Here is a 22,547-nt window from a genome sequence, read left to right as displayed (position 1 = left end):
GGCAGGAATGATCACGGCATGCCTCATGTGCGCCCCTACCGGTCCGCCGACCGTGCCGCGGTCTTCGACATCTGCGTACGCACCGCCGACGCGGGCGGCGACTCGCGGGAGACGTATCCGGACCCGGAGCTGATGCCGAGCATCTTCGCGGCCCCGTATCTGCATCTGGAGCCGGACTCGCGTTCGTCCTCGACGACGGCGGGGGACGGGCCGTCGGCTATGTGCTGGGCGCCGCCGACACGCCGCGGTTCGTGAAGGCGTTCCCCGAGCAGTGGCTGCCGCGGGTGCGCGACCGGTTCCCCGAGCCCGGCCCCGGCGACGAGGGCACACGTACCTCGAGTGACGACATGACGGCGCTGCTGCACCGCCCCGAGCACATGCTCACGCCGGAGACCGCCGGGTATCCGGCGCATCTGCACATCGATCTGCTGCCGGACTTCCAGGGGCGGGGCCACGGGCGAGAGCTGATGGGCACGCTGCTCGGCGCCCTCCACGCGCGGGGCGTCGCGCGGGTGCATCTGTGCATGGTGAACGCCAACACGGGGGCGCGGGCGTTCTACGACCGGCTCGGCTTCCACCAGATCGGGGTGCCGGGGGCCGCGGCCGCCGGGGTCACCCACCTGGGGCGCGACACCGCGCGGCCGCTGAGCGCCTGACCGTGGAGTGGCCGGCGGCCTTTGGTCAGGCGACGGGCAGCAGCAGCTCCGGGCGGTCCCACATGACGGCCGGCGGCCGGGCCTCGACGGTGCCGGTGCGCCGGGCGCCCACGCTCAGGTAGAAGCCCTCGGCGGGCGGATGCGCCACGATGCGGACGGCGTCGAGACCGGCCGCCCGTGCCCGGCCGGCCATGTGCTCGATCATCAGACGGCCGATGCCCAGCCCCTGCGCGTCGTCGGCCACGAACATCAGGTCCAGCTCGGGCGCCGACAGGACGAGGGAGTAGAAACCGAGGACTCGGCCGCTGTCGTCGGTCGTGACGAACACCTCGTGCGCCTCGATGTAGTGCGGGCCGACGCGGTATCCGGCGACCATCGGGGCGTACTGGTCCTGGTAGGCGCCGGACCGCCGCACCATCCGGGTGAGCCGCCTGGCATCCGCCCCGGTCGCACGACGGATCCCCGGGGCGCCCGGGCCGCGGTCGCCCCGCCGCCCGCCGGTGCCGTTCGCTGTCAGGGATGACGTCATACAACGAGTATGACCCGCCCGGTCCCGGGCTCCGCCCGCCTGCGCGGACCCCCGGGACGGACCTCACCCGCCGAAGGCGCAGCCTGCGCGTGGTCCCGCCCCTGTCACACCGCCGTGTCGAGGAAGTCCGCCACCGTCGCGGCGAACTCGTCCGGCGTCGCGATCCGGGTGCCGAGCTGTTGGGCCTTGTCCCGCTTGGAGCCGGCGTTCTCCCCGGCGACCAGGAGGGAGGTGCGCCTGGACACGCTGGAGGAGGACTTGCCGCCCGCCCGTTCGATGAGCTCGTTCATCTGGTTGCGGCTCAGCTTCTCCAGTGCGCCCGTCATCGCGCCGGTCACGACGACGGTCATGCCGTGCAGCGGGCCGGTGGCCGGTGCCGTCTCCGTGGGTGTGCCGGGGTTGTCCTGGCCGTCCTCCGGGGCGGCCGCGTCCTCGGGCGCCGGGGGCCGGTACGTCGCCCCGGGCTCGGTCATGTTGACGCCCGCGGCCATCAGGCGGTCGATCAGCGGGGCCAGCTCGGCCAGTTCGGCCACGACCGTGCGGGCCTTCTCCACGCCGATGCCGTCGACCTGCTGGAGGGCTTCGGCGTCGGCGGCGCGTATCCGCTCCATCGTGGCGAAGTGGCGGGTGATCCGGCGGGACATGGAGCGGCCGGTGCCCCGTACGCCGAGGGCGCAGAACACCCTGGAGAGCGGGCGGGTCCTGGCGGTGGCGATGGCGGCCAGCAGGTTGTCGGTGCTGGTCTCTCCCATCCGGTCCAGACCGAGGAGCTGCTCGCGGGTAAGGCCGAAGAGGTCGGCGAAGTCGCGGACCAGGCCGGCGTCGACGAGCTGGACGACCCGGGTGGTGCCGAGTCCTTCGATGTCGAGCTGGTCCCGCCCGGCCGCGTAGGAGACGGAGGCGACGGCGTGGCAGTCGCGGCCGCGGACGCAGCGCCAGCGCTGTTCTGAGGTGTCGATGGCGGAGCCGCACTGGGGGCACACCTCGGGGAAGACGACGGGCTGCTCCGCGCCGGTGCGCAGATGGGCCACGGGCGCCTCGATGCGGGGAATGATGTCGCCCGCCTTGTAGACCATCACCCGGTCGCCCGTGCGCAGATCGCGGCGGGTGATGTCGGCCGGGTTGTGGAGCGTCGCGTAGGTGACGGTCGATCCGTCGATCTCGACCGGTTCGAGCACGGCGCGCGGAGCGATGATGCCGGTGCGGCCCACGTTCCACTCGACGGCGAGCAGCGTGGTGACCTTCTCCACGGCGGGCAGCTTGTAGGCGACGGCCCACCGGGGCGCCCGGGTCCCGAAGCCGGCCGCCGCCTGGTCCTCTGCCATGTCCGCCTTGATCACGATGCCGTCGATACCGAACGGCAGGTCCGGGCGGGCGGCGGCGATCTCCTCGATGCGTACCTGGATCCCCTCGGCCGTGGCCAGCGTGCGCGGGGCGACCGGGGTGCTGTCGGCGGTGTGCACGCCGAGACCCGCCACCCGGCGCATCACCTCGCTGTGCGCCCACCCACCGAGCCCGGCCGTGAGCTCGTCGCCGGAACCGGGCAGGGCCAGTGCCCCGTAGCCGAAGAAGGTCATCTCGACCGTGTACTCGCGGTCCCTGGCGCGCAGGCTGCCCGCCGCGCCGTTGCGCGGATTGGCGAAGGGCGCGCCGCCGTGCCCGGTCCGCGCGGCGTTCGCCCGTTCGAACTGCTCTTCGGTCATGAGCACTTCGCCGCGGATCTCGAGCGTCGCGGGCTCGGTCAGCCGGCTCGGCAGGCCGGTGATGGTGCCGATCGCGTGCGACACGTCCTCGCCGGCCGTGCCGTCGCCGCGGGTGATGAGCCGGGTGAGGCGCCCCTTTTCGTACCGCGCGGCGACGGCGAGACCGTCCAGCTTGGGCTCGACGCTCCACGCCGTGACGGGCCGGCCCGTGCGGCGCTCCACCGAGGCCGTCCAGGCGACTAGCTGCTCCGGGGAGAACACGTTGTCGAGCGAGAGCATCGGCACCGTGTGCGGCACGTCGCCGGAGACCGCGCCGCCCGCGACCTTCCCGCTCGGGGAGGCCGGTGACACCTCGTCGGGGTGCTCCTGCTCGTACGCCGCGATGCCGCGCACCAGGCGGTCGTACGCGTCGTCGTCCAGGGGGCTCTCGCCCGTCTCGTAGTACGCCGAGGCGGCACGGGTCGCGGTCTCGACCGCCGCCTCGTACGCGGCGGCGTCGGCGACCACGGCGGCGGGAGCGGCAGTAACGGCAGGTGAAGTCGTCATGTCGAACATACTGCCGCCCACCACTGACAATGGCCGTTCGCCCTGGATCCGGGGGCCTGTGGCACATGCCGGAGGCACCACCGGATCGAGTGTCGCCAAATGGCTTACGGCCCATTGCCTGCTGTGCAACAGTCGTATCCGGTCCCTGTCCCATACCCTGGCCGTGGCCGCGTTTGTATCGGAGTACGACATGCCGTCCCATGTGTTCGCGGACCGAACCGCTCAACCGCCCGAGCGCGGAACCGTCGACGCGCTGATCTCGCGGACGCGACGCCTCCGCGGAGACGTCGACGCGGTGCGCCCCGACAGCGCCTCCGCGGAGGACGATCCGCGGGGCCGCTGGCAGCGCGCCCTGTGCGACCTGGCGCTCCATCACCTGGACGACCTGGGAGCCCACTTGGGGCAACTGAAGGAAGGGCTCCCCCAGCAGGCCGCCGACGAACTCGCCCGTGAGCTCGCCGAGTACGACGCGCCCGGCACGCCGGGCACCGGCTCGCTGCTCAGCCGGGTCGGCAGCGCCGAGTGGAATCTCCTCACCGACGAGGTGAGCTGGTCCGACGAGCTGTACCGGATCCTGGGGCGCGATCCTGGCAACGGCCCCATGTCGCTGGACGAGTTGCCGTCCGTCGTGTTCGCCGAGGATCAGCCGCTGCTGACCGCGATGGTGACCGACTGCCTCGTGGACGGCCGGCCCATCGACGGCGAGTTCCGTCTCGTCCTGCCCGACGGGCGGGTGCGCACCGTGCACATGATGGGCGAGCCGGTGCTCGACGCGGACGGATGCACCGCGTCGATGTGGGCCGTCCTACGGGACGTCAGCGAACTGCGCCGCAGCCAGCGGGCGGTGCGGGAGACGCGTGACTGGCTGCAGCGGCAGCAGCACATGGAGGAGACGGAGCGCCGGCTCGCGGCCGAGCTGCAGGAGGCCGTGCTGCCCCGCCGCAGCGGCTGCCCCGTACCCGGCACGGCGTCGCTCGATGTCGCGGCGCGCTGCCTGCCCTCCTCGACCGGAGTGCTGGCCGGCGGCGACTGGTACGACACCATGCCCCTGCCGACCGGGGAGACGCTGCTGAGCGTCGGCGAGCTGACCGGTCACGGCGTGAGCGCCGCGTCCTCCATGGCGATGCTGCTGGGCGCGCTGCGCGGCATGGCGATGGCCGGAATCCGGCCGGGGCCGCTGATGACGCATCTCAACCAGCTGCTGGACACCTCCGCGCAGCCGGCCCTCGGCAGCGCGGTGTGCTGCAGTTACGCCCCTGCCACCAGGACTCTGTCGTGGGCGCAGGCGGGACACCCCGCCCCCCTGCTGTTCCGCAACGGTACGGGGCAGGCGCTCCCGGCACCGGAGGGTGTGCTGCTCGGCGCGACCGGCGGGGCGGTGTACGAGCAGGCCGAAGTCGCCCTGCAGCCGGGTGATCTGCTGGTGCTGCACACCGACGGCCTGACCCGCACGAGCGCCGCGTCGCAGTCCGACGCGGACCGGCTGACGGCGTTGGCAGCGCGGTTCGCCCGGGCCGAGGACGCGCAGGACTGCGTCCGTGCGATCGCCGAGGAGTTCGGTGAGCAGGAGCGTGAGGGCGACGCCTGTGTGATCGTGGCCCGGGTCGTCGCCTGAAGCAGGTCTCGGCGGCCGGATGCCGGTCACCGGAGCACCGGGGACCGCCGGCTAGATCCCCGTGCTCCCCGGCTTCGCCGCGGGGCTGATGCCCGGCATGGCGATCTCGATCTCCTCACGCAGGTCCTCGATCTTCGAGTAGCCCGCGTACTGCCCGGTCAGGCGGTACATCTCGCGCAGCCTGTCCCAGGTCCGGTGCGAGGATGTCTCCCCCATCGACACCAGCGCGAGCCGGGCGTAGCGGTCGGCCTGCTCCGGGTCGTCCGCGATGAAGCACGCGGAGGCCAGCGAGATGTAGTCGAAGATCTTCGAGCGCTGCCGGCCGCCCTCGCGCAACTGCAGGGCCTGCTTGGCGTGTTTCTGTGCGATGCCCGCCGCCGACGGGTCGTGCTCGGCGAGGGTGCGGTACGCCAGTGCCTGCATGCCGTGGAGGTCCGCCTCGTCGAACATCTGCATCCAACTGGGCGGCGGTACGTCGCCCTTGTCGGAGACGAACAGCTCCTCGGCCTCTCCGAGGGTGCGGCGCATCGCCTGCCCCTTGCCCATGGATGCCTGGGCCCACGCCTCGATGGTGTGCAGCATCGCACGGGTGCGCGGCAGGGTCTGCTCGCCGGAGCCGGTCTTCGCCAGTTTCATCAGGTCGAGCGCGTCGTCGGGGCGGCCCAGGTGGACCATCTGGCGCGCGGCACGGGACAGGGCCTCACCGGCGCGTGGGCGGTCGCCGCCCTCGCGGGCCGCGTGGGCGGCGATGACGAAGTACTTCTGGGCGGTGGGTTCGAGGCCGACGTCGTGGGACATCCAGCCCGCCAGCACCGCGAGGTTGGCGGCGACGCCCCACAGGCGCCGCTGGAGATGGTCAGGGTGGCGGTAGGCGAGCATGCCGCCCACCTCGTTCAACTGTCCCACCACCGCCTTGCGTTGCAGGCCGCCGCCGCGAGCGGCGTCCCAGGCGCGGAACACCTCGACGGAACGCTCCAGCGCCTCGATCTCCTGCGACCCGATGGGAGCGGCCTCGTACCGGTCGTACCCGGCGGGGTCGGCGTGCAGGAGGTCGGAGGAGTGTGCGGCGGCCCGGGAGGCCGGGTCGGTCTTGAGCCAGTCGTGCATGGCGCTGCTGAGTGCTGAGCCCGCGGCAAGTGCCGCGCCGGCGCCCACCAGGCCGCGTCGGTTGAGCATGAGGTCCATTCCCGTGAATTCGGTGAGGACCGCCGCCGTACGGTCGGGCGCCCATGGCAGACCGTCAGGGTTGTCGGTGCCCTGGACGTCCCGCCGCTTACCCACTCGCCCGCTCCGTGCGAACCCGAGGTCCTCGATGGTCACGACACGACCGAGTCGCTCGGTGAACAGAGCCGCCAGTACCTTCGGCACGGGATCGCGCGGGGTCTCCCCCATGTCGATCCAGCGCCGGACCCGCGAGGTGTCGGTCGCCAGCTGCGGATGGCCCATGGCCGCCGCCTGCCGGTTCACGAGTCTTGCGAGCTCGCCCTTGGACCAGCCGGCCAGGCCGAACAGGTCGCACAGGCGGGCGTTGGGTTCTCTGCTCACGTCAAGCCCCCAGGTTCTCGGCTGAGTTGACAGTAACGCGCTGTCATGGGGCGAGCGAGTATTCGCCAGGGTTCGCCAGGGTTCGCCAGATGGTGTGCCACCCGCGACCCGGTGTCAGGTAGGAAAGCGCCACCTCGCCCCCTCTGCCGGGGCACATTCCCCAGGGTGTTCCCCTTGGCATATGAGGGCGGGGCAGCGCATGCCACTGTCGGCACACGAAGGGATCTGTATCTCCCATGTACACAGCATCGTCCTCCGTGTCCGCCCCTCCTCGGCTCCAGCAGCGCAGCGCCTTCACGGTCGGCACCGGACCGTTTTCCGAGCCCGCCGGCCGTGCCCGCAGGCAGGCCGGGCCCGTCGGCCGGCCCCTCAGCGGGAGGATCGACCTGTCCGGCCCCCAGGGCGCGCAGCTGCGCAAGGCCGTCACGTCGGTGCACCGGATCTGTCCGGAGTTCAATCCGGTGCAGGTGCTGCGCCGCAGCGGACGATCCGTGCTGATCGTCGGAACGACGGGGCGAACCACGGCGGTCGCCAAGTGCTTACTGGACCAATCGCCGGCCTGGTCCGAGCGACTGCGGCACGAAATAGCTTCGTACCGCGCCTTCGTGCGCCACCGGCCGCCGGTGCGGGTCCCGCGGCTGATCGCCGCCGACCCGGAGAACTGCACCCTGGTGATCGAGCGGATGCCGGGACGTCCGGCGGCGCTGACCCGCCACCCGATGGAGGCCCCGCCGCGCGCGGACGTGCGCGCCGTGCTGGGCGCGGTCGCGCGGCTGAACAGCTGGCGCCCGCCGGCCGGGATGTTCGACGCGCCGCTGGACTACGGGTCGCGCATCTCGCGCTACCACGAGCTGGGGCTCTTCACCGACCGGGATCTGGGCGACCTGCAGAAGCTGCTGCACGGTCTGGCCCAGGCCGGCGGCAGGCAGGGGATGGGGCAGTTCTGCCACGGGGACGCCCTGCTCTCCAACATCCTCCTGTCGCCGACCGGTCCGGTGCTGGTCGACTGGGAGCACGCCGGCTGGTATCTGCCCGGCTACGACCTGGCGACGCTGTGGGCGGTGCTGGGTGACGCCCCGGCGGCGCGCCGGCAGATCAGCCAGCTCGCCCAGCAGCCGGGCACCGCGGCACGGGACGCCTTCCTGGTGAACCTGATGCTGGTGCTGACCCGGGAGATCCGTACCTACGAGACCGCGGTGCAGCGCACCATGCGCGAGGCGCAGCCGGTCCCGGCCGGCCAGGCGCAGCCCGGCCCGTCGGCCGGGGAGGAGCAGCGGCTGCTGCTGCGGCGGCTGCACGACGACTGCGCGATGGCCCGCAGGGCCGTGCGGGCGGCGGTCGGCACGCGCTGACCGCCCACCGCAGAGGGGATGCGCGCTGCGCGCCCGGTGCCGACGCACCGGGCGCGCAGCGCTGCATTCCGGGCCGCTGCCCGCAGTGCGGGATGCCGGTCATTGGTCCATGCCACTGACGCGCCGCAGGCCCGCGCGCCGTCGCCGCGAAAGTACGCCGACACGCGGGCTAACGTGCAAATTCCTTGCCAACGAGCATGATTGACGGATCGTTCGCGAGCCGATACCCATGGGGCGTTGTCCCGGCCCGCAGGTCCCATTGCGCATCACTCGTCACTGGAGCACGTCACCGAAGCTCGTCGGAGCTCGTCACTGGAGGCTGCCTTGCAAGGATCGACTCCCCCACGGCCGGGCCGCGCCCGCCGCCGGCGCGCGTTGACGACGGCAGGCGTGGTGGCGTGCGCCGCCCTGCTGCTGCCGCTGGTGTCGGCAGGACCCTCGGCGACCGCGGAGCGGGCCCCGGCCGGTTCGCTGCAGGGGGCCTTCGCCGCCGCGGCCGACGAGTACGGGGTGCCGGAGAGTGTGCTGCTCGGCGTCTCGTATCTGCAGTCCCGGTGGGACGGGCACGGCGGCGCGGCGAGTGTCACCGGCGGCTACGGCCCGATGCATCTGACGGACGCGAGGACGGCGCTGGCCGAGGCGCCGCACCATTCGCACGGCGCGGAGGACGCCCGCGGGGACGACGCGCGGCCGGCCCGTTCCGTCGCAGAGGCGGCGCTGCCGGAGCCGGGTGAACTGCCGCCGCGGCTGCGGACGCTGGAGCGTGCGGCCGAGGTGTCGGGCATCGGCCCGGAGCAGCTGCGGGACAGCGCGGCGGCCAACGTACGGGGCGGTGCCGCGCTGCTCGCGGAGGCGCAGCGCGAGCTGGGCGGGCCGGCGGGCCAGGACCCGGCGGACTGGTACGGCGCCGTGGCCAGGTACTCGGGCGCGGACGACGTGGCGACCGCGACGGCGTACGCGGACGACGTCTTCGACGTGATCCGCACCGGGCAGTCCCGGACCACGGACAGCGGTCAGCGGGTGGCGCTCGCGCCGCAGCCGGCGGTGGAACCCGAGCGGACGCAGGTGCGGCGACTGGGCCTGCGCACCGCCGACGCGGGCAGGACCGAGTGCCCGAGGACGGTGGCGTGCGAGTGGATCCCGGCTCCGTACGAGGAGTTCGGCGACGGCGACTACGGCAACCACGACCAGGGGAACCGGCCCGCGTCGCAGTCGGTTGACTACATCGTCGTCCATGACACGGAGGCCACCTGGGACACCACTCTGAAGCTGGTGCAGAACCCGAAGTACGTGTCATGGCAGTACTCACTGCGCTCGTCGGACGGGCACGTCGCCCAGCACGTCCCGCTCGAGGACGTCGCCTGGCACGCCGGCAACTGGTTCGTGAACGCCAAGTCGGTGGGTCTCGAGCACGAGGGTTTCCTGGTGTCTCCGGACGCCTGGTACACCGAGGCGATGTACCGGGCTTCGGCGCGGCTGGTGAGGTACCTGGCCAAGCGGTACGACATCCCGCTCGACCGGCAGCACATCCTGGGCCACGACAACGTGCCGGGCACGACGGCGGCGACGATCCGCGGGATGCACACCGACCCCGGGCCGTACTGGGACTGGGCGCACTACTTCCAGCTGCTGGGCAGGCCGTTCACACCGCAGGCGGGGCCGGACAGCGCCGTGGTCACCATCCGTCCCGAGTACACGGAGCACCAGCCGCTCTACACGGGCTGCCTGAAGGCCGGGGAGGCGTGCTCGCCGCACGGTTCGGGCGCGGTACGGCTGCACACCGGGCCGAGCGAGAGCGCTCCGCTCGTCAAGGACGTCGGCCTGCGCCCCGGCGGCCAGGACTCGACGGCCGGGGTGAACGACACGGGGGCGCGCGCGTCGACGGGCCAGCAGTACGCGGTGGCGGAGCACCGGGGCGAGTGGACGGCGATCTGGTACCTGGGCCAGAAGGCGTGGTTCCACAATCCGCGCACGCAGCCGACGGCGGTCGGCGCGCGCGAGGCGGTGCTGACACCGCGGGACGGTCTCGCGGAGGCGCCGGTGTACGGGAGGGCGTACCCGGAGGCGTCGGCGTATCCGGCGGGCGTTCCGGTACAGGCCCAGTCGCCGCTGCCGTACAAGCTGCTCGCCGGGCAGAAGTACGTGGTCGGCGACCGGGTGCCGGGCGAGTATCTGTACGCGACCACGTACGACACCGCGGGCCACCGGGTGGTGCGGGGCCAGGAGATGTACTACGAGATCCAGTTCGGGCACCGGGTGGCCTTCGTGAAGGAGGCCGATGTGCGGGTGCTCCGGTAGACCGCGGGGCGCCACCGGTCCGGGGGGTTGGTGGCGCCCCAGCCAGCCCGATTGTCCGACTAATCGCCGGAATGCGTGGGCCGTTCGGGCCAAGGGTAGGGCTGAGCCGTCATGACCGGTCCGCGCCTGGTGCGCGGCTGCTCCCGAAAGGCCCTGGCGCAGATGGCACAGCCATTCGTACTGCCGGACTTCTATGTTCCGTATCCGGCCCGCCTCAACCCGCATGTCGAGGAGGCACGGCGGCACGCCAAGAAGTGGGCGCGCGCGAGGGGGATGCTGGAGGGCTCCGGCATCTGGGAGGAGAGCGACCTCGACGCGCACGACTACGCCCTGCTGTGCGCGTACACCCACCCCGACTGCGACGCGGAGGCCCTCGGCCTCGTCACCGACTGGTATGTATGGGTCTTCTTCTTCGACGACCACTTCCTGGAGGTCTTCAAGCGCAGCCAGGACCTGGGGGGCGGCAAGGAGTATCTGGACCGGCTGCCGGCCTTCATGCCGATGGACCTGGCGCAGGGCACCCCGGAGCCGACGAATCCGGTCGAGGCCGGGCTCGCCGATCTGTGGCGGCGCACGGTGCCGAGCATGTCCCGGGCATGGCGGGCCCGGTTCGCCGAGGCCACGGAGCATCTGCTCAACGAGTCGATGTGGGAGCTCGTCAACATCGACGCCGGCCGGATCGCCAATCCGGTGGAGTACATCGAGATGCGCCGCAGGGTCGGCGGCGCGCCCTGGTCCGCCGGTCTGGTGGAGTACGCGGCGCGCGCCGAGGTGCCGGAGTCGGTCGCCGGCTCCCGTCCGCTGCGGGTGCTGCGCGACTCGTTCTCCGACGCGGTGCATCTGCGCAACGACCTCTTCTCGTACCAGCGGGAGGTGGAGGACGAGGGCGAGAACAGCAACGGCGTGCTGGTGCTGGAGCGGTTCCTCGGCTGCTCCACGCAGGAGGCGGCGGAGGTGGTGAACGACCTGCTGACCTCACGGGTCCAGCAGTTCGAGAACACCGCGCTCACCGAGGTCCCCGCGCTGTGCGTCCACGAGGTCCTGTCCCCGGCGGACTGCACGGCGATCGCCGCCTACACCAAGGGACTGCAGGACTGGCAGTCCGGCGGCCACGAGTGGCACATGCGCTCCAGCCGCTATATGAACCAGGGCGTGGAGAGCGGGCGTTCACCGTACGAGGGGGTGCTGGGCACGTCGGCGCTGGACATCCGGACGCTGTTCGGCCGCCCCGCCGCGGCGCGGCTGCGGACACTGACCCACCGCCCGCAGCAGGTGGGGCCTTCGTGGCTGCCCGAGTTCGATCCGCCGTTCCCGCTGACGCTCAGCCCTCACCTGGAGCACGCACGTGCCGCGTCCATCGCCTGGGCGGGCCGGATGGGCCTGCTCGGCGACATCTGGGACGAGACGAAGCTGGCCGGCTTCGACCTCGCGCTGTGCTCCGCGGGACTCGACCCGGACGCCACGCCGGAGGAGCTGGAGCTCAGCGCCGAGTGGCTGACCTGGGGCACGTACGGCGACGACTACTACCCGGTGGTCTTCGGACGGTCCCGCGAGCTCGAGGCCGCCCGGCTCTGCAACGAGCGGCTCAAAGCCTGTATGCCGGTGGAGGAACCGGCGGCCGGCGCCGCCCTGGCACTCTCTCCCATGGAGCGCGGCCTCGCCGATCTCTGGGCGCGTACCGCGGGGCCGATGTCCCCGCAGGCCCGGCGGTCGCTGCGGAGCGCGGTCGACGTGATGCTGGACAGCTGGCTGTGGGAGCTCCACAACCAGGCCCAGCACCGGGTACCCGATCCGGTCGACTACATCGAGATGCGCCGGTTCACCTTCGGCTCGGACATGACCATGAGTCTGTGCCGGCTGCGTCACGAGGGCGAACTGCCGCCGGAGCTGTACGCGAGCGGGCCCGTGAAGGGCCTGGAGAACGCGGCCATGGACTACGCCTGTCTCCTCAACGACTTCTTCTCCTACCAGAAGGAGATCGAGTACGAGGGCGAGGTTCACAACGCGCTGCTGGTGGTGCAGACGTTCTTCGGCTGCGACCGAGGCACGGCCGCCGCGATGACGGACGCCCTGATGCGGTCCCGGCTGGAGCAGTTCCTGCACACCAAGGAGCACGGACTGCCGGTGGCGTGCGAGGAGTTCGGTCTGGACGAGAAGGGCAGGGCCGCTCTCGGCACCTACGTGCGGGAGCTCGAGGACTGGATCGCGGGCATCCTCAACTGGCACCGGAAGGTGCGGCGTTACAAGGACGAGGACCTGCGGGGCCGCGCGTCGCCGTGGCGGCCGGCCGTGCCGACGGGGCTCGGCACGTCGGCGGCGCGGCTGTCGCTGCCGGCGCAGCGGTCGGCGGTCCGGGTGTAGGCCGCCAGCCCTGACCGGCCGGCGCGCCCGGGTGATCCGGCGACCGTTTTGGCAGGGCGCACAACAAAACTGCCCCGGGGCGCGCCCCGGGCAGTGGTTTCGGTCGGTGGTTTCGCTCAGCGGAAGGGGTGTGGCTCAGCCCTGCTGGAAGAGCTCCGCGGGCAGCGGCTTGAGGAGCGCGTAGAGATCGTCGGTGATGGGCCGGTCCCAGCTGGCGATCGTGACCAGCACATTGTCGCTGCGGTCGAACTGGACGCAGGAGATACGGCTTTCCGAGAGCTTCAGCCGGCGCACGATCAGCAGATTGTCACCCTGCATGACCGGTGTGTCCTCGACGCCGGTGACATGGACCGGCTCCTCGTTCTCCAGCGCGACGAGCAGCTGGCCCACCTCGAAGGGGATCTCGTCCTCCGCCACCTCGCGGGCCGGCGAGCCCTCCGGAAGGTTGCCGATGATCATCGCGGGGCCCCGGCCGCCGAACAGGTCGTAGCGCAGAAAGACGCCCTGGCAGGTTCCGTCCGGGGCGGGCAGCAGTCCGGCGCCGAGATTTCCGGGCCAGTCCCCCGGGTCCATGGCCAGGACGTCGAAGTCCGGACCCGCGGGTGTGGCGGCGCTGCGGCGGCGGAGGAAGGACATAACCGCAATGGTACGGGTACGGGCGGACTCGGCCGAGCCGGGGCCGGGGGCCTGTTGAACGCAGCGGCCGCCGCTGCCGTATCCCTGTACGCACGGATGCCCGCGCGTACCACACCACACGGGCAACGCGTGCGAACGACGACCCGTGAGGAGGAGCGTTTCCCGCCGAGTCCCGCCGAGTCCCGCGAGTCCCGCCGAACCCCGCCGCGTTTCCGTACCGACGTGAGGATCAGCCCATGAACGACCGCACCACTCCTCCCCTGCAAGCCCTGCCCGACGGGGAGGCGGAACTGCGACTGGTGGTCCGCCTCCACTGGGAGGACGTCGCCGCGCTCGGGCAGGAGGCCGGCCGGCTGGCCGCCCAGATGCAGCGGCCGGTGGGCCTCGACGAGGCCGCGAGCCACCGGCTGCGCAGCCGCTCCGGCGGCCACGCCAAACCGGCGACGGCAACCACGACGACCACCACAACGGCGGCGTCGGCCGCGCCCGCCGGCAGTCAGCATCTGCCGCCCGCGACGTCGGTCTCCTCGCTGACCGCGCGCAGCCCCGCCGACTCCGCCCGGCAGGCCATCGAGAAGATCAACGGCACGGCGGCGCCCGGCCGGGACATGACGCACACGTCCGCCTGAGCAGGCCGGTGCTCCCCCTCCCACAGACGGGAGGGGGCCCGGCGCGCCGGGTGCGTCAGGTGAGGTCGAACTCGCCGTCCCGCGCGTTCAGCACGAAGGCGCGCCACTCCGCCGGAGTGAAGATCAGCGACGGGTTCTCGGGGTGGCCGCCGTTGCGCATCGCGATGAATCCTTCGACGAACGCGATCTGCACGTCCCCGGCGCCCTGAGTGCCCGAACGCCAGTCCGCGTTGCTCAGGTCGAGGTCCGGCCGCGGGTCCGGTTTCTGGTCCGGCTTCTCCCACCCGGAAAACATGTGCGTGGTTGTGGTGGTGGTGCTTTCGGCCACGTCCCTGCTCCTCCCGCGTCGTCTCCCGGGTCAGCGTAGCGACGACGGGCGGTCACGGACAGGGTGCCGCAGGTGACGGTGGCACACGTGACGGTGGCGCGGCGGTCACGTGGCGGGCGATCAGGTGGCACGGTGGTCAGGTGGCGGGCGGCTCGGCGCCGACGAGCCACATGGAGAAGAACTGCGCCCCGCCGCCGTAGGCGTGGCCGAGCGCCCTGCGCGCTCCGTCCACCTGGTGCTCGCCCGCCTGCCCGCGCACCTGGAGCGCGGCCTCCGCGAAGCGGATCATGCCGGAGGCCCCGATGGGGTTGGCCGACAGCACCCCGCCGGAGGGGTTGACGGGCAGCTCGCCGTCGAGCCCGGTCACGCCGGACTCGGTGAGCTTCCAGCCCTCGCCCTCGGCGGCGAAGCCCAGGTTCTCCAGCCACATCGGCTCGTACCAGGAGAACGGCACATACATCTCCACCGCGTCGATCTCGCGGCGCGGGTCGGTGATCCCGGCCTGCCGGTAGACGTCGGCGGCGCAGTCCTTGCCCGCCTGCGGCGAGACGAAGTCCTTGCCCGCGAACATGGTCGGCTCGCTGCGCATCGCCCCGCCGTGCACCCAGGCGGGCCGGTGGGGCGAACGGGCGGCGCCGGCCCGGCCGGTGAGCACCATCGCGCACGCCCCGTCGGAGGAGGGGCAGGTCTCCGAGTAGCGGATCGGGTCCCAGAGCATCGGCGACGCCTGCACCTGCTCGAGGGTGATGCCGTGCTCGTGGAGGTGGGCGTACGGGTTCTTCAGCGCGTTGCGCCGGTCCTTGTACGCGACGAGGGAGCCGACCATGTCCGGCGCGCCGGTGCGGCGCATGTAGGCGCGTACGTGCGGGGCGAAGAAGCCGCCCGCGCCGGCGAGCAGCGGCTGCTGGAAGGGGACCGGCAGGGACAGGCCCCACATGGCGTTGGACTCGGACTGTTTCTCGAACGCCAGGGTGAGCACGGTCGCGTGCACGCGCGCCGCCACCAGGTTCGCGGCGACGAGGGCGGTGGAGCCGCCGACGGAGCCCGCGGTGTGGACGCGGAGCATCGGTTTGCCGACCGCGCCGAGGGCGTCGGCCAGATACAGCTCCGGCATCATCACGCCCTCGAAGAAGTCCGGGGCCTTGCCGATGACGACGGCGTCGATGTCGGCCCAGGTCAGCTGGGCGTCGTCGAGTGCTCGCCGGGCGGCCTCGCGGACCAGTCCGGCGAGGGAGACGTCCCGGCGGGCGGCGACGTGCTTGGTCTGGCCGACGCCGACGACGGCCACGGGCTCAGCGGGCATGGGCCTCTCCTTCGAGGACGGCGACCAGGTTCTGCTGGAGGCAGGGGCCGGAGGTGGCGTGGGCGAGGGCCCGGTCCGAGTCGCCGCGGTGGATCCCGGCCGCGGCCTCTCCGATCCTGATCAGCCCGGCGGCCATCATCGGGTTGGCGGCGAGCGCTCCACCGGACGGGTTGACCCTCACCCTGTCGTCGAGGTCGAGACTGCGGCGCAGGACGAGCTCCTGCGCGGTGAAGGGCGCGTGCAGCTCCGCCGTGTCGACGGGGCGCTCGAAGGCTCCGGCGCGCTCTGCCGCGAGCCGGGTGGAGGGCGATCGGGTGAGGTCGCGGACGCCGAGCGCGTGCGCCTCGATGCGGTGGTCCATGCCGCGGATCCAGGCGGGCCGGTCGGACAGCTCGCGCGCCCGGTCGCCGGCGGCCAGGATCACGGCGGCCGCGCCGTCGCCGACGGGCGGGCAGTCGGAGACCCTCAAGGGCCGGACGAGGTGGTCGCCGAGCGGAATCTCTCCCTGGAGCTGAGCGTGCGGGTTGGCCGAGGCGTCGCGGCGGCTGCGTGCCGCGACGGCGGCGAGCTCCGGCTCCCCGGCCTCGCCCGCGTCGATCAGCGCCTGCGCCTGCAGGGCGGCGAGGGCGACCGAGTCGGGCCACAGCGGGGCCGTGTAGTACGGGTCGAGCTGCCGGGTGAGCACGTCGCGGAGCTCACCGGGCGACGACTTGCCGTACGCGTAGACGAGCGCGGTGTCGGCCTGTCCGGTCAGCAGCTTCACCCACGCCTCGTACAGCGCCCAGGCGCCGTCCGTCTCGACGTGGGACTCGCTGATCGGGGGCCAGGCGCCGACCCCGTCGAGCGCCATGGTGAAGGAGAACGCCCGGCCGGCGAGGTAGTCGCTGGATCCGGAGCAGGTGAAGCCGATGTCGCCGGTCTTCAGACCGGTCGCGCCGAGCACCTCGTGGAGCACCGGCATCAGCATCTCGACCTCGGACAGGTCGTCCGTGCGGCGCCGGTGGCGGGTCTGGGCGAAGGCTACGACGGCGATGTCCCTGCCGTACGGGGTGCCGCCGGCGGCCCCGTACCAAGCGTCGTGCCGCGTCACAGCAGCTCCTTGTAGGTCTCGTAGTCGGCGTCCGGTTCGCCGGTGGGCCGGTAGTGGTCGGGGTGCAGGGCCCCCTCCCGCCACACGGGCTCGACCCGCAGGCCCAGGCGCACCCGGTCGTACGGGATGCCGCCGATGCGTCCGTGGAGTGCGAGGCCCGCGCCGTCCAGGGCGATGTGGGCGTAGACGTAGGGCACCTCGATGTCGAGATTCTTCGCCTTGATGTTGACGATGCAGAAGGTGGTGACCGTGCCGCGGGGACCGACCTCGACCTGTTCGCCGGTGGCGACGCCGCAGGTGGGGCAGGCGCCGCGGGGCGGGACGTAGACCTTGCGGCAGGACGGGCAGCGCTCGCCGACGGTCCGGTGCTCGGCGAGGGCGGCAAGATGGGCGCTCTGGGCGCGGCCGGGTGTGTAGGTGTAGTCGAGCCTCGCCGGGGCGACGATGCCGGTCACGGGGGCGGCGGCTTCGGGAAAGCTGCCGCTGTGGGCGCGCGGCTGGGCGGCGGACTCGCTCCCCCCGTCCGGCTCGAAGCACGCGATGTCGGTGATCGCGCCGGTGCGCTCGGCCGCCCAGCGCACCCGTACCCGCATCCCGGTGCGCACGGCGTCGGGGCCGGGCGCGTCGAGGACGTGGAGGAGGGCGGTGTCGGCGCCGTCGAGCCGTACGAGCACCCAGGCGAACGGGGTGGCCAGCGGCTGCTGCGGGCGCGGGTCCGGGTTCCAGGCCCAGGTGGTGACGGTGCCGGTGGCGTGCACCTCGACGAGGTCGCGGATCTCCTCCGCGGTGACGGGGTCGTACTCGACGGGCGGCACCAGGACGCGGCCGTCGGTGGTGCGCACGCCGAGTACGGTCCGCTCGCGCAGGCCGGTCAGGAAGGCGCTCTGCACGGGACCGAGGGAACGGGTGAAGGGGAACTCGACGACCAGCGGGGCACGCAGCACTTCGGTCATGGGCTTCTCCTCAGGCGCGCCGGTAGACGGGGTCGCGCTTCTCGGCGAAGGCACGGGCGCCTTCCTTCGCGTCGGCGGTGTCGAAGACGGGCCAGCCCCGCTCCAGCTCGGCGGCGAGCCCGTCGGTCTCCGTCATGTCCGCCGTCTCGTACACCGACGCCTTGACCGCCTCGACGGCGAGCGGCCCGCAGGCGTTGATCCGCTCCGCGATGTCGAGGGCCGCTGCGAGGGCGGTGCCGTCGGGGACGACCCGTCCGACGAGACCGATGCGTTCGGCCTCCGCGGCGGTGTAGGGGCGGCCGGTGAGCAGCATCTCCAGGGCGTGGGTGCGGGGGATCTGGCGCGGCAGGCGTACGGTCGAGCCGCCGATCGGGAAGAGGCCGCGGCGGACCTCGAACAGCCCGAAGGTGGCGCTCTCGGCCGCGACCCGGATGTCGGTGCCCTGAAGGATCTCCGTACCGCCGGCGACGCAGTACCCCTCGACGGCGGCGATCACCGGCTTCCTGGGGCGGTGGTGGCGGAGCATGGCCTTCCAGTGCAGATCGGGGTCGGCCTGCATCCTCTCCCGGTACGCCTCGCCCGCCATGCCGGCGCCGGCGAGCGCCTTGAGGTCCATGCCGGCGCAGAAGGAGCCGCCCGCCCCGGTGAGGACGACGGAGCGGACGGTGTCGTCGGCGTCGGCCGCGAGCCAGGCGTCGTAGAGGCCGACGAGCATGGCGATGGAGAGGGCGTTCCTGGCCTCCGGCCGGTTCAGGGTGAGGATCAGGGTGGCGCCCTGGCGTGTCACGGTGAGGTGTTCGGTGCCCGTGCGGTGGTCGCTGCGATGTTCCATGGGGAACCTCCGTCCCAGACTGGAACAGGTTGCAGCAGCCGGGCGGCCAGTTCAATAGTTTTCTGACAGCCAGTCAGATTCCTTGCCCGGGGCCCTTCCCAGTTGTGCCGACCGGCGCTCTAATGACCGCCAGGTTCGCCGGGGTCAGGAGGAGCGGTGGAGTACAACCTTGCCGACCTGTTCGAATCCGTGGTCGATGTGGTGCCCGACCGCGAGGCTCTCGTGTACATCGACCGCCCCGGCACGGGCGCGGAACGCCGGCTGGACTACGCGGAACTCGACGCGGCGGCCAACCGGATCGCCCACCATCTGCTCGACGCGGGTATCGGACCCGGCGAGCACCTGGGGCTGCACCTCTACAACGGGATCGAGTATCTGCAGACCGCGCTCGCCTGCCTCAAGGCGCGGATCGTGCCGGTGAACGTCAACTACCGGTACGTGGAGGACGAGCTGGCCTATCTGTACCGGGACGCCGACCTCGCCGCGCTCGTCTTCGACGCGGAGTTCACGGCGCGGGTGGCGGCGGTACTGCCCCGGACGGAGAGGCTGCGGCACCTGCTGCGCGTCGGCGCACCTCCCGACGGTGAGCAGCCGCGCCTCGATGGGGGGCCTCAGCCCGACATGGTCGACTTCGCCGACGCCGAGGCGGCCGGTTCACCGGAGCGCGGCTTCGCGCCGCGGTCGGCGGACGACCGGTTCATCATCTACACGGGCGGCACCACGGGCATGCCCAAGGGTGTGGTGTGGCGCCAGGAGGACCTGTTCTTCGCCGGGCTCGGCGGCGGCGCGCCGACGGGCGAGCCGGTCTCGCGGCCGGAGGAACTGGCCGAGCGGGTCGCCGCGGGCGGTGACGGGATCACCTTCTTCCCCACTCCCCCGCTGATGCACGGGACCTCGACGCTCACGGCGTTCATCGGTTTCAACTTCGGCCAGCGGGTCGTCCTGCACCGCAGGTTCGCGCCGCTCGACGTGCTGCGCACCATCGAGCGGGAGAAGGTCACCAGTGTCTCGCTGGTCGGCGACGCGATGCTGCGGCCGCTGATCGACGCGCTGAACGGACCGATGGCGGGATGCGACCTGTCCAGCCTGTTCAGCGTCTCCAGCTCCGGGGCGATCATGTCGGACTCGGTGCGCGACGAGTTCGCCACGCTGGCGCCGAACGTCCTGCTGCTGAACAACTTCGGCTCCTCCGAGTCCGGCTTCAACGGCACCGCCACGGACGGCGGCGGCCCGGCGGCCGGCTTCCGGCTGCGGGTCAACTCCCGTACGTCGGTGGTGGATCCGGCTACGTACGAGCCGGTGAAGCCGGGCGGGACGGGCCGGGTCGCGCAGCGCGGGCACGTGCCGCTCGGCTACTACAAGGACCCGGCGAAGTCGGCGGAGACGTTCTTCGAACGCGACGGCGAGCGGTGGGTGCTGCTCGGTGACATGGCGACCGTGGACGACGAGGGCATCGTCACGGTGCTCGGCCGCGGGTCGCAGTGCATCAACACCGGCGGGGAGAAGGTGTTCCCGGAGGAGGTCGAGCAGGCGCTCAAGGCCCACCCCGATGTGTACGACGCGCTGGTCGCGGGCGTACCGGACCCCCGGTGGGGCCACCGGGTGGCGGCCGTCGTGCAGTTGCGCGAAGGGGTCGCCGTACCGAGCCTGGACGCGATCCGGTCCCACTGCCGCGGCCGGCTGGCGGGCTACAAGATCCCCCGGCAGCTGGTGATCACCGGGGAGATCCGGCGCTCACCGAGTGGCAAGGCGGACTACCGCTGGGCCCGGGCGGTCGCGACCGAGGCGTCGGCCGGGGGCAGGGGCGCGGGGACCGGCGGGGGCGGCAGCGCGGAGGCCGGCGGGGGCGCGGACTGAACCGGGCGGGTCGGGTGCCCACCTTCCTGCCACCTGGTCCTCGACACGTCGGCGCTCCCCCTGGCGGGCCGTCAGGTGGCGGACAGCAGGCGGAGACGGGGACGACGGGGTCGTGGCCCGGCGCCTGCCCTGCGAGACGTGCGAAGACGCGGTGCCAGGCGGCGGTGTCCTCCCCGAGGCGGTCGCGCACCAGCGCCGCGGTCTCCGACACGGCAAAGGGCACCTCGGCGGGGGCGTCGGAGCGGCGCCGGGCGCGGTCGAGAAAACTCAGCACCACGGCGGCCGGGGCGACTTCGTGTACCAGATCCGCCCCGGTCAGCTGCCCCGTGGACAGCAGGTCGGTGATCTCTGGGTTAACGCGGCGAAGCCCGTGTCCACCTTCCTGAGTGTCTCGGTCAGGAGCCGCCGTAGGGTGCTGGCGGCTCCTCGTGGATGGTCCTGGCTGTCTCGGTTATCCGGCATCGATGTCGCGCTTAGAAGTGCATCCCTGGGGGTGACGGGCGTATGACGTCGGCAGCCACTTTTGCCGCGGTGTTCGTCGTGCTATTCGCCTCGCATGTTTGGGCGGATCACTGTTGGCAGACGGACGCGTGGGCGGCCGCGAAAGGTCGTCCAGAGCCTGGTTCGAAGGGACCGACGTCGGCTGAGTCGTGGAAGGCGCTGATCGCCCACGTTGCCGTATATCACCTCGTCATGGCTGTGATGCTCGCCGTGACGGTAGCCTTACTCGCCCTGCCGATCGGATGGTCCGGGGCCGCGGCGGGGATTGCCTTCTCCGCAGTGACGCACGGCTTCTGGGACCGCCGGTGGCCTGTGAAGGCGTGGATGGTGCTGACTGGCAGCGGCGAGTTCGCGAAGAATCCGCAGGGCCGATACTCCGTCGACCAGGCCCAGCACGTGTTCTGCCTGTGGGTCTCCGCGCTGCTGATCACGCTCGTGTGACATCAGAAGCCGCGAAGAAACCTCTCCTGTTGATGCGCACGGAGCTCGGCGGTACTGCAAGGCGCTGGTAGGGGCACACGCCCGGCGAATCGCCGAGGGTGTAGCCCTGCTGCACAAGAAGGCCACCGATTACGCTGCTGATCTGTTGAGGGAATGATCCAAGGCGGAGATGGCCAGAGCCAGGAAGACCGGCACTGACGTGGATAGCCTGCAGCTCCTGGCGGTGCGGCTCCGGGGCTGGCTCGGCCAGGCCGTTGGCGGCTCGGATCTCGTCAGGCCACAGCAGCACCTGGGCCACGATCACGTCACCACGGACACGGAGGGCGACCAGCCGTTCCCGGCCGCGCAGCGCCATCCGGGCAACGCCCACCAGCCCCCGCCGCCGGCGCACGGCGGCGGGCGAAGGGCGCACTTCCCGCGGGTTGCCGACTCCGGGCGCTCCACTGTTCGGGTGACGTGACGTCAATGTGGTTGTCAACGATGTGGTGCAAATGGGTTACTGCACGTATCCGAACAGGTGGGCCGCTCATCCCTCCACGGGAGAGTGGCAGCTGGCCCACCGTCGGCCCCAGGGACGGCGTTCCAGGACGGTGTGCCGGGCCGGGGTTCGGCTGCCGTCCTGACCGTTTTCCTGCGTGCCCGCAGAGGCAGCCGGGCCGGCGTGTTCCCTCACCACTGTTTCGATCGGCCTGAGCGGGAGGGCCGTCCGCGTTCTCGGCGACAGAGCGCTGGCCCCTTCCCAGGCCCATAGGCCGATGTGGCCACGTCGGCTGATCGGGCTCCCGGGCGGCTGTGAGCCGCCGACTCCAGGCCCCGGCAAGAAAACTCCACGGCAGCGCCCACTGATCGCTGACGAGCGTCGGTGAAGCACGGGCCGCCGAGGACAGACCGATCCTACGCACATCCAGTCCGTCTGAGCAGGAGGCACATCATGCCTTTCATCCAGCAGAGCACATCGGGCCCAGTGGCAGGCTCCACCGAGTACTTCGCCCCCATCACGGTCACCGGCGCGCAAACCGCAACACTGCTGCCCGGTGAAACTGCAGACGTCACCCTCACCTTCACCAACCCGAACAGCAATGTAAGGGCCCAACTGACCTCCATTGCCGCCGGCGATGTCGTTATCGACACCATTGCGAACGCCGACGACATGACGTACTGCCACGGTCAGATAGAACTGTCCACAGTCGGCGTGGGCCCCCTGCCCACGCTTGACCTCAGCCAGGCCAACCTGCCATTCGTGCTGCCTGCCGCTGTGAAGTTGAAGGAAGACTCCGACATCCGCTGTCAAGGGATGACGTTTCACACCACGTGGACGGTCCAGGCCCAGGCCGTCCGCTGAGCGCGGTCCTCATCACCTACGCCATCGAAT

General features: G+C 71.8%; 18 protein-coding genes and 1 pseudogene. 9 read left to right on the top strand and 10 right to left on the bottom strand.

What is annotated here, in order from left to right:
- The first annotated feature begins 18 nt into the window (after window positions 1–18).
- Window positions 19–656, top strand: a pseudogene (locus tag ACWD01_RS07360) (GNAT family N-acetyltransferase).
- 25 nt (window positions 657–681) lie between these two features.
- On the opposite strand, the gene ACWD01_RS07355 reads toward ACWD01_RS07360, so the two are convergent.
- Window positions 682–1,185 (bottom strand): GNAT family N-acetyltransferase, encoded by a 504-nt coding sequence (locus ACWD01_RS07355; protein ID WP_451159024.1) that lies wholly within the window; start codon window positions 1,183–1,185, stop codon window positions 682–684.
- A 104-nt stretch (window positions 1,186–1,289) separates the two neighbouring features.
- Entirely contained in the window at window positions 1,290–3,443 is a 2,154-nt protein-coding gene (gene ligA, locus ACWD01_RS07350) for an NAD-dependent DNA ligase LigA (RefSeq protein ID WP_451159022.1), read from the bottom strand.
- Between the two features lie 181 nt (window positions 3,444–3,624).
- Here ligA and ACWD01_RS07345 point away from each other — a divergent pair, with 181 nt between their 5' ends.
- Window positions 3,625–5,049, top strand: a complete 1,425-nt coding sequence (locus tag ACWD01_RS07345; RefSeq protein ID WP_451159393.1) for a PP2C family protein-serine/threonine phosphatase — start codon at window positions 3,625–3,627, stop codon at window positions 5,047–5,049.
- A gap of 51 nt (window positions 5,050–5,100) precedes the next feature.
- Here ACWD01_RS07345 and ACWD01_RS07340 read toward each other — a convergent pair whose 3' ends face one another.
- Window positions 5,101–6,594, bottom strand: a complete 1,494-nt coding sequence (locus tag ACWD01_RS07340; RefSeq protein ID WP_451159020.1) for a DNA-binding protein NsdB — start codon at window positions 6,592–6,594, stop codon at window positions 5,101–5,103.
- Window positions 6,595–6,830: 236 nt separating this feature from the next.
- On the opposite strand from ACWD01_RS07340, the gene ACWD01_RS07335 reads away from it, so the two are divergent.
- The 3 genes from ACWD01_RS07335 (at window position 6,831) to ACWD01_RS07325 (ending at window position 12,605) form a co-directional block, all read left to right on the top strand.
- Entirely contained in the window at window positions 6,831–7,946 is a 1,116-nt protein-coding gene (locus ACWD01_RS07335) for an aminoglycoside phosphotransferase family protein (protein WP_451159018.1), read from the top strand.
- 324 nt (window positions 7,947–8,270) lie between these two features.
- Window positions 8,271–10,244 carry an N-acetylmuramoyl-L-alanine amidase gene (locus ACWD01_RS07330; RefSeq protein WP_451159016.1) on the top strand — a complete coding sequence of 658 codons (1,974 nt, stop codon included), beginning with the start codon at window positions 8,271–8,273 and terminating at the stop codon, window positions 10,242–10,244.
- A 162-nt stretch (window positions 10,245–10,406) separates the two neighbouring features.
- Complete coding sequence (locus tag ACWD01_RS07325) at window positions 10,407–12,605, top strand: terpene synthase family protein (RefSeq protein WP_451159391.1); 2,199 nt, start codon at window positions 10,407–10,409, stop codon at window positions 12,603–12,605.
- Between the two features lie 135 nt (window positions 12,606–12,740).
- On the opposite strand, the gene ACWD01_RS07320 is transcribed toward ACWD01_RS07325, so the two are convergent.
- Window positions 12,741–13,241, bottom strand: a complete 501-nt coding sequence (locus ACWD01_RS07320) for a hypothetical protein (RefSeq protein WP_356899276.1) — start codon at window positions 13,239–13,241, stop codon at window positions 12,741–12,743.
- A gap of 236 nt (window positions 13,242–13,477) precedes the next feature.
- On the opposite strand from ACWD01_RS07320, the gene ACWD01_RS07315 reads away from it, so the two are divergent.
- Complete coding sequence (locus ACWD01_RS07315; protein WP_451159014.1) at window positions 13,478–13,870, top strand: hypothetical protein; 393 nt, start codon at window positions 13,478–13,480, stop codon at window positions 13,868–13,870.
- 55 nt (window positions 13,871–13,925) lie between these two features.
- On the opposite strand, the gene ACWD01_RS07310 is transcribed toward ACWD01_RS07315, so the two are convergent.
- The 5 genes from ACWD01_RS07310 to ACWD01_RS07290 form a co-directional block, all read right to left on the bottom strand.
- Window positions 13,926–14,165: a DUF397 domain-containing protein gene (locus tag ACWD01_RS07310; protein ID WP_451159389.1), complete on the bottom strand. Its 240-nt coding sequence runs from the start codon at window positions 14,163–14,165 to the stop codon at window positions 13,926–13,928.
- 169 nt (window positions 14,166–14,334) lie between these two features.
- On the bottom strand, window positions 14,335–15,501 hold the full coding sequence (locus ACWD01_RS07305) for a thiolase domain-containing protein (RefSeq protein WP_451159012.1): 1,167 nt from the start codon (window positions 15,499–15,501) through the stop codon (window positions 14,335–14,337).
- On the bottom strand, window positions 15,491–16,591 hold the full coding sequence (locus ACWD01_RS07300; RefSeq protein WP_451159010.1) for a thiolase domain-containing protein: 1,101 nt from the start codon (window positions 16,589–16,591) through the stop codon (window positions 15,491–15,493). The genes ACWD01_RS07305 and ACWD01_RS07300 overlap by 11 nt, the downstream gene beginning before the upstream one ends.
- Window positions 16,588–17,544, bottom strand: a complete 957-nt coding sequence (locus ACWD01_RS07295) for a Zn-ribbon domain-containing OB-fold protein (protein ID WP_451159008.1) — start codon at window positions 17,542–17,544, stop codon at window positions 16,588–16,590. Before ACWD01_RS07295 ends, ACWD01_RS07300 begins: the two co-directional genes overlap by 4 nt.
- 10 nt (window positions 17,545–17,554) lie before the next feature.
- Entirely contained in the window at window positions 17,555–18,376 is an 822-nt protein-coding gene (locus ACWD01_RS07290) for a crotonase/enoyl-CoA hydratase family protein (RefSeq protein WP_451159006.1), read from the bottom strand.
- Between the two features lie 156 nt (window positions 18,377–18,532).
- On the opposite strand from ACWD01_RS07290, the gene ACWD01_RS07285 reads away from it, so the two are divergent.
- Together ACWD01_RS07285 and ACWD01_RS07280 are read left to right on the top strand one after the other, a co-directional pair.
- Window positions 18,533–20,233, top strand: a complete 1,701-nt coding sequence (locus ACWD01_RS07285) for an acyl-CoA synthetase (protein WP_451159004.1) — start codon at window positions 18,533–18,535, stop codon at window positions 20,231–20,233.
- A 504-nt stretch (window positions 20,234–20,737) separates the two neighbouring features.
- Window positions 20,738–21,175, top strand: coding sequence for a DUF3307 domain-containing protein (locus tag ACWD01_RS07280; protein ID WP_451159002.1), 438 nt, complete (start codon window positions 20,738–20,740; stop codon window positions 21,173–21,175).
- On the opposite strand, the gene ACWD01_RS07275 is transcribed toward ACWD01_RS07280, so the two are convergent.
- Entirely contained in the window at window positions 21,162–21,530 is a 369-nt protein-coding gene (locus ACWD01_RS07275; RefSeq protein ID WP_451159000.1) for a hypothetical protein, read from the bottom strand. The genes ACWD01_RS07280 and ACWD01_RS07275 overlap by 14 nt on opposite strands.
- A gap of 576 nt (window positions 21,531–22,106) precedes the next feature.
- Here ACWD01_RS07275 and ACWD01_RS07270 point away from each other — a divergent pair.
- Entirely contained in the window at window positions 22,107–22,517 is a 411-nt protein-coding gene (locus ACWD01_RS07270) for a hypothetical protein (protein WP_451158998.1), read from the top strand.
- Window positions 22,518–22,547 lie beyond the last annotated feature (30 nt).

Source organism: Streptomyces sp. NPDC002835 (genome assembly GCF_053591995.1).
Note: the sequence above shows the minus strand (reverse complement) of the source record. Positions and strands in the feature narration are given on the sequence as shown.